Raw genomic sequence first — 6,413 nt, forward strand, 5'->3', positions numbered from 1 at the left:
TAGGGTAACGCTCTGTACTCTGTAGAGGAAACATTCACTATTGCAGCGTGCTTTATATTGACCATCTGTGTCGAAACGGCTGCAGTAAATCTGCCGTCTGTAAGAACAAGATCAGGGTTTACTTTCTTATACAACTTCAAATCAGCCGCAATCATGAGATCTATCTCTTTTTCACTGATAAACTTGAGTTTACCTTTGCGAATGTTTCCGAATACTTCCTCAAAATCAGGTTCATGCAGAGGCAAAACTGTAAAACCTTCCTGCTCTATAAATCTCTTTTTTTGACCTTCCCCCGCAAAAATGACCTCATGCCCTCTCTTCCTGAGCTCTATCCCGACTGAGAGAAGACGGCTTATGTGTGATAATGCATGCATACATGGAATACAGAGTATCTTCATAATATTGAAGTATATACGGTTTTCTGCAGTTGTCAAGAGGAGTAAACAGTTTATTAACATAACTATAGTACTTCTTTTGCGTCTTACAGTACCACTATTTACTCATTACAGACTTTGGCAGGAATTAGTAGAGGTGAACCCAAAATCCGAAGTAGAAATTATACCTTTATTGGCTTGCATAATATTAAGGTTTATTGAGATTTCGGGTTCGATTCCACCTCCGCCAGTTATATCGGGCGGATCCCTCGATGATCCGCCTAACATAATTGGCGGATCTTTTGAAGAGATTACAAAACTACGGGATTCCACTGATTAGGCAATAGACATGATGGTTTTAATATTTTGCTCTATAACCGGTAGGTGTATATTTTGTATATTTTTTGAACAATTTACTGAAAAACACGGAATCAGAATAACCAACTTTTTGCGCTACATCACCTATATTATATTTTACGTCTTTTAACAATTCCTTTGCTTTCTCTATTCTAATTTTTATTAAATAATTTGATATTGTCATGCCTGTCTCTATTTTAAATATCCTTTGTAAATAATGCGGACTTAATCCTATCTCCGTTAAAAGGCTTTTATAGAATTCTTTATCGTTATATCTTTTTGCCGTGTAACTTATTACTCTTTCTGCTATTTTTTTATATACAGCATTCCTTTTTAACAACTCTTTTACGTCTTTTGCCAAACTTTCCCAGGCCTCTCCGGGTTTTTTTTCTTCGTTTATTATCTGCAATAATTTTTCTCTAATCAAATATTTTATTTCCGGACAGCTTTTAATTTCTTTATTAATGCCCCTGCAATCCTTTAATATATTTTCAGCGGAAGCATAGTAGGATCTCTTATTCAATATTTCTTTGTCTTTCCATAATGATATTTTGGCAGGGAAAGGCCAGTTTATCAATGTTATCTTCTTGGAAATCTCCTCGCTTATCATATATTTTAAAAACAAACCGGCAGATTTAGGATCTTTTGTATTTTTAGGTATACATAAGGCGCTGCCCTGCACTAAACCATGCATTTTACTGCTTTTCTCCATTTTTGGTAAGGGTGCTATCGCGATATCTTCTTTTATAGAACCGAGACTATTCCCAAGCGGAGTCTTATCCCACCCAAAAGCAATCTCAATAAGCTCAGCTCTTGCTATTAAAAATATACTCTTTCTTAAAAAAAAGTTATTAACATTATCTGAAAACATATGCATCTTATTTTCAGGAAGTACCCTGTATTTTGATAATACTTTCTTCATGCATTCCAATGCCGATATAATCCTCTCATCTGCAATAATATTACTTCTACTGTCAAAAATATCCCCGTTATTGCCCCAAATAAACCCCAAAAATATACTTACTATTTCTTCTGTTTCTTCCCATTGAAAAGATACCCCTTGAAGCGCAGGATCGTTTTCCTTATTTAAAATATATTGCTCAGCATTCATTAATTCATCCCAGGTTTCCGGGACATTAATTTTATACTTCTCAAGCAAATCTTTTCTGTACATCAAACTTTTGCAGCCTACCGTAAAGGGAACTCCGTATAACTTATCATTATATGAACACGATTCTACTGATTCTTCCAAATAATCACTTTTATCGATAAAACTATCTACATTCATTAACATACCTTCACCGGCATACTGATATACTTTACCATACGGCAAACAAACGAGTCCTAATGAGGTATCCGGAGTGGTTATATATTTCCCTATTATGCCCAAAAAATCATGATTGGAATCAAAATAGAACTCTCCAATATCTGTTTGCTTATCTCTTTCAACCCTGCAAACATTAATATTTGTATTTTTCAGACAAAATCCTTTTACTATTTTATTTATCCTTTCATCTTCGGGGGAAAAATGCCATATATAATAAGATAAATCAGAGACGGGAAGAACATCAGGAATCTGCTCCCCGTCAGATTCTTTTTTCCCGGCATAAATTTCCAAACCTTCTTTTGTCAATCTGATTTCCCTCGATTTTGCATCATGAATGCTTCCTCTTACTTTCAATATTGTTATAAAATTTACAATATCATTCCCTTTCTCCATTCTGCGCATAACCGCTATATTATCTGTTAATTTCAAAAACGATATATTTCCCAATGTTAGGACATCTTCTTTTTTTGAGATTGTAGTTGTGAAAAATGAACTTATCTCGTTTTTTTTAAGGGCTTTCAACATTTTGTTTATATTTCCGGATATCTTAACTTTCTTTTCAAATGCCAGCGGTATTTCATCAATAAAGACCCTTGTTATTTTTTCTCTGCTTAACAGTTTTTTTAAGGAACAAAGCAAAACATCTATCTTGAATATATTTGCGGGTAAAACAAGTAAATTTCCCTTATTTATATCTAATTTCCAGTCGGTTTTTAAAATATCATAGAATTTCAATATATCTGAAGGGTTTTCTACAAAAGAAATAAATATACATTTTTCGCCGTTCTTTAAACCTTCCTTCAGAAATTGCAACCCGGATAACGTCTTACCTGTTCCAAAATGTCCGGCAACTATTGTAACTGTACCTTGAATGAGTCCCCCGCCGCACATCTCATCTAAACCGGGAATTCCTGATTTTATTCTTTCTAATTCTTCCACTTTAGTCATCATAGTTTAATATAGCACAAGATTTGTGATTTTTGAAGTGAATTTAAAAGGGATATTGGTAATGGGACGTTCAGATCTTCCTGTTTTCTTTCCCGAACTTGAGGTCAGTATTAATTTTGCCGTAATTAGCAGGTTGCTGAAAAACTCTTTTTAAGATTTTTTCAGCTGCAATGTTTACATTTTACCCGCCATTTGAGAGCAAATGGCGAGGTATCAGGCTGCTTAAAGTCCATTATTTTAGTTTTTCAGCAGCCTGTTATATCATATTTCAGATAAAACGAAACTCTCAGGGGTGAAGGACAAAAGGACGTTATAATAAGCGGAGTTTGTTTTACTTTCATATTCTTTTAAAAAATAAGTTGATGCCATTAACTCCCTTAATCTTAAAAGTTCTTTCAAGACACCTCTTTTTTTATTTAGAGCAACCGTAATGTCAATAAGCTCAAACGCTCTCTCATAGCATTTTTCCGTTTCCGGAATATCGGACATTAAAATCATGTTTTTTGCACGGTTTAACTCATTCGCAATCATTAATATTTGTTTGTAAAAAGGATATTTTACCCATTTTTCCGCTGTCAATGTTTTATGATGAACAAAAGTCATCCTATCCACCTCATTACCGTCTTTTTAACCATATTTTTAATTTCTTCATTACAAATTTCCATAGATTTATTATTCTGATGCGGTCTAATATTGATCAGAGATGTATATTCAATAAATTCCCCGCTTTCTCTCTCAAAGTATAAATTAAATCCCCAGAGATCTTCCTGTGCCGAACCTTCTTCAATTAGCAATGTTTCCAAATCAGCATGCATCTCTGCGTCAAGCGCTATAATTTCATTTTTAATATCAGCGACACCTTTAACCATTGTTTTAAATACACCGGCATAATTTAATTTCAGATGTTCTTTATTTATTTTAGTTTTTAAAATTTCCATATCTATCACGTCCTATAATGCGCGTTTATTTTGATATATCCTTCGGTCAGATCACAGGTGTAGGCGGTTGCAGATTCTTTGCCGTAATTTAGGTTTACGGTGATAAGGATCTCTTTTTTCATAAGTATTTGGTGGGCTTTTTTTTCGTTAAATTTTATTTCTATGCCTTTCTTGGCTATAAACATGTTATCAAATGAGATGTCAGTTTTTTCTTCTTTAAAATTTACGCCGGAATTGCCGACGGCAGATAAGATACGGCCCCAATTCGGGTCGCCGCCGTATATGGCGGTTTTAAAAAGGCTTGAGCCGGCTATAGCCTTGGCGCACTGTAGCGCTTCTTTCTTTGTTTTAGCATTTAAAACACGGACCTCTATAAACTTCGTCGAGCCCTCACCGTCTTTGACTATCTTCTTTGCCAGATCCAGCATTACCGTATTCAAGGCTTTATAGAACGCCTTATAATCTTTACCGGCGGATATTACCGGCTTATTGCCTGCCATACCGTTTGCAAGAATTACCGCTGTGTCATTAGTACTTGTGTCACCGTCAACTGTTATGGAATTAAACGTCAGTCCGTTAAGCTCTTTAAAGGCCAGGTCCAGCATTTTCTTTGATACCGACAGATCTGTAAGAATAAAACAGAGCATTGTCGCCATATCAGGATGTATCATCCCGGAACCCTTTGTCATTCCAAAAATAGAGCAGTTTTTCCCGCCGGCTTTAAAATTAATGAAAGCGGTTTTTCTAAATGTATCGGTAGTCATGATAGCTTCTGCCGCTTCAAGAAGTGTATCTTCGCGGAGAGAATAACCGGCTGTTTCAATTCCGTCGAGTATTTTTTCTATGGGCATTTTTACGCCGATAACCCCGGTGGAACATACCAGCACTTCATTTTTATCTGAAGCCGTCATTAAAGCCGTTTTCTCAGCCATGGCCAGGGCATCTTTCATCCCCTGCTTTCCCGTGCAGGCATTTGCGTTCCCGCTATTTACTACAACCGCATTTATCAGGCCTTTCTTTGAGTTTTTCATGGAAAGAAGGACAGGTGCCGCTTTGACTTTATTTTTAGTAAAGACCGCTGAAGAGACGGCAGGGATCTCCGAATAAATGACCGCAAGGTCTTTTTTTAACGGATTTTTTTTGACCCCGGAATGTAAAGCTGCAGAACGAAAACCTTTTACTTTTAAATTCATACCATCATCCCTATATTTTTGAGGGCGGTACTTTCTTTAAAACCGCACATCAGGTTCATATTCTGCACCGCCTGTCCGGCAGCTCCTTTTACCAAGTTATCAATTGCTGAAACAACAATGAGACGTTTAGTCCGTGTATCAACTTTAACACCTATATCGCAGTAGTTAGAGCCTGCGACATACTTAGTTTCCGGGAACTGCCCCTCGGGAAGCACGCGTACAAACTCTTTTTTATAAAAATAATTTTCGTACAGCTCTACCATTTCCGCATTAGATATTTTTTCCTTCAGCGCGAAGTTTATGGTCGTAAGAATACCGCGGTTAACCGGCGCCAGATGAGGAGTAAAAGAAACTTTTACTTTAGAGTTACGGCTGCCCATTATAATCCCCATCTCTATCTCGGCAGTATGCTGATGAGTTCCGATTTTATAGGCTTTAACATTTTCATCCGTCTCGGAGAACATAAGTTCTGTTTTCGCCTTACGGCCTGCGCCGCTTACTCCGGATATTGAATTAACAACGATAGAACACGAGTCCACCAGCCTTGTTATTACGGCCGGTAAAGCCCCGAGTATTATACTTGTGGGATAGCACCCCGGATTTGCAACAAAAGAACTTCCTATAATAGCCTCGCAGTTTATCTCCGGCATCCCGTATACGCTCTTTTTTAGAAGTTCAGGCTGTGTATGCTTGGCCCCGTACCATTCCTCATAAAGCTTTTTATCTTTTAGGCGGAAATCCGCGCTCAAATCCACCAGTTTTTTCCCCGCTTTTAATATAACAGCCGCAGCATCCATAGATTTTGTATGAGGAAGGCATAAAAACACCAGATCGCTGTTTTCCGCCGTCTTTTCTGCATTAAACGGAACCAGTTCATTCTCCATATCAAAACAAGGTAGCGCCTTTTTAACTTTCATTCCAGAGTAAGATTCAGAAGTAAGCATGGAGAATTCGACATAAGGATGATTCTGCAGAATACGGATAAGCTCAATACCGGAGTAACCGGTGGCGCCTACTATACTTACTTTTAACTTATTGCTCATCTTTACTTCTCCCTACAAAATAGATTCTCCGCCTTCAGCGAGATCTCACCGCAGGTGGACACTGATTGCAAAGCTACAGGATTCCACTGATACAAGTTTAAATCAATAACTAAGATTTAAATTCTAAGCACTAAACATACCCATAAACCAATCACTAAGATTTAAATCCTAAGCACTAAACAATTACTAATACTTAATCACAAAATCTTAAACAAAATCATTGTGCTTATATC

Annotated in this window: 6 protein-coding genes and 1 pseudogene; 1 reads left to right on the forward strand and 6 read right to left on the reverse strand. The window is 36.9% G+C overall.

What is annotated here, in order from left to right; all coding sequences use genetic code 11:
- Nucleotides 1-374, reverse strand: a pseudogene (locus A2536_07165) (UDP glycosyltransferase).
- On the opposite strand from A2536_07165, the gene A2536_07170 reads away from it, so the two are divergent.
- Nucleotides 355-714 carry a hypothetical protein gene (locus tag A2536_07170; protein ID OGF47269.1) on the forward strand — a complete coding sequence of 120 codons (360 nt, stop codon included), beginning with the start codon at nucleotides 355-357 and terminating at the stop codon, nucleotides 712-714. The pseudogene A2536_07165 and the gene A2536_07170 sit on opposite strands and share 20 nt — an antisense overlap.
- A gap of 18 nt (nucleotides 715-732) precedes the next feature.
- Here the strand turns inward: A2536_07170 and A2536_07175 are convergent, their stop codons facing one another.
- The 5 genes from A2536_07175 to A2536_07195 form a co-directional block, all read right to left on the reverse strand.
- A complete protein-coding gene (locus tag A2536_07175) occupies nucleotides 733-2,997 on the reverse strand; it encodes a hypothetical protein (GenBank protein ID OGF47270.1) in 2,265 nt (754 codons plus the stop codon).
- Between the two features lie 270 nt (nucleotides 2,998-3,267).
- The gene (locus A2536_07180; protein OGF47271.1) at nucleotides 3,268-3,609 is read right to left on the reverse strand and encodes a hypothetical protein; all 342 of its coding nucleotides are present in this window, start codon (nucleotides 3,607-3,609) and stop codon (nucleotides 3,268-3,270) included.
- A complete protein-coding gene (locus A2536_07185; protein ID OGF47272.1) occupies nucleotides 3,606-3,944 on the reverse strand; it encodes a hypothetical protein in 339 nt (112 codons plus the stop codon). Before A2536_07185 ends, A2536_07180 begins: the two co-directional genes overlap by 4 nt.
- Before the next feature lie 5 nt (nucleotides 3,945-3,949).
- Complete coding sequence (locus A2536_07190) at nucleotides 3,950-5,137, reverse strand: bifunctional ornithine acetyltransferase/N-acetylglutamate synthase (GenBank protein ID OGF47273.1); 1,188 nt, start codon at nucleotides 5,135-5,137, stop codon at nucleotides 3,950-3,952.
- Nucleotides 5,134-6,180 carry an N-acetyl-gamma-glutamyl-phosphate reductase gene (locus A2536_07195; GenBank protein ID OGF47274.1) on the reverse strand — a complete coding sequence of 349 codons (1,047 nt, stop codon included), beginning with the start codon at nucleotides 6,178-6,180 and terminating at the stop codon, nucleotides 5,134-5,136. The genes A2536_07190 and A2536_07195 overlap by 4 nt, the downstream gene beginning before the upstream one ends.
- Between the last annotated feature and the right edge of the window lie 233 nt (nucleotides 6,181-6,413).

This window comes from Candidatus Firestonebacteria bacterium RIFOXYD2_FULL_39_29 (assembly GCA_001778375.1).
GTDB lineage: Bacteria > Oederibacteriota > D2-FULL-39-29 > D2-FULL-39-29 > D2-FULL-39-29 > D2-FULL-39-29.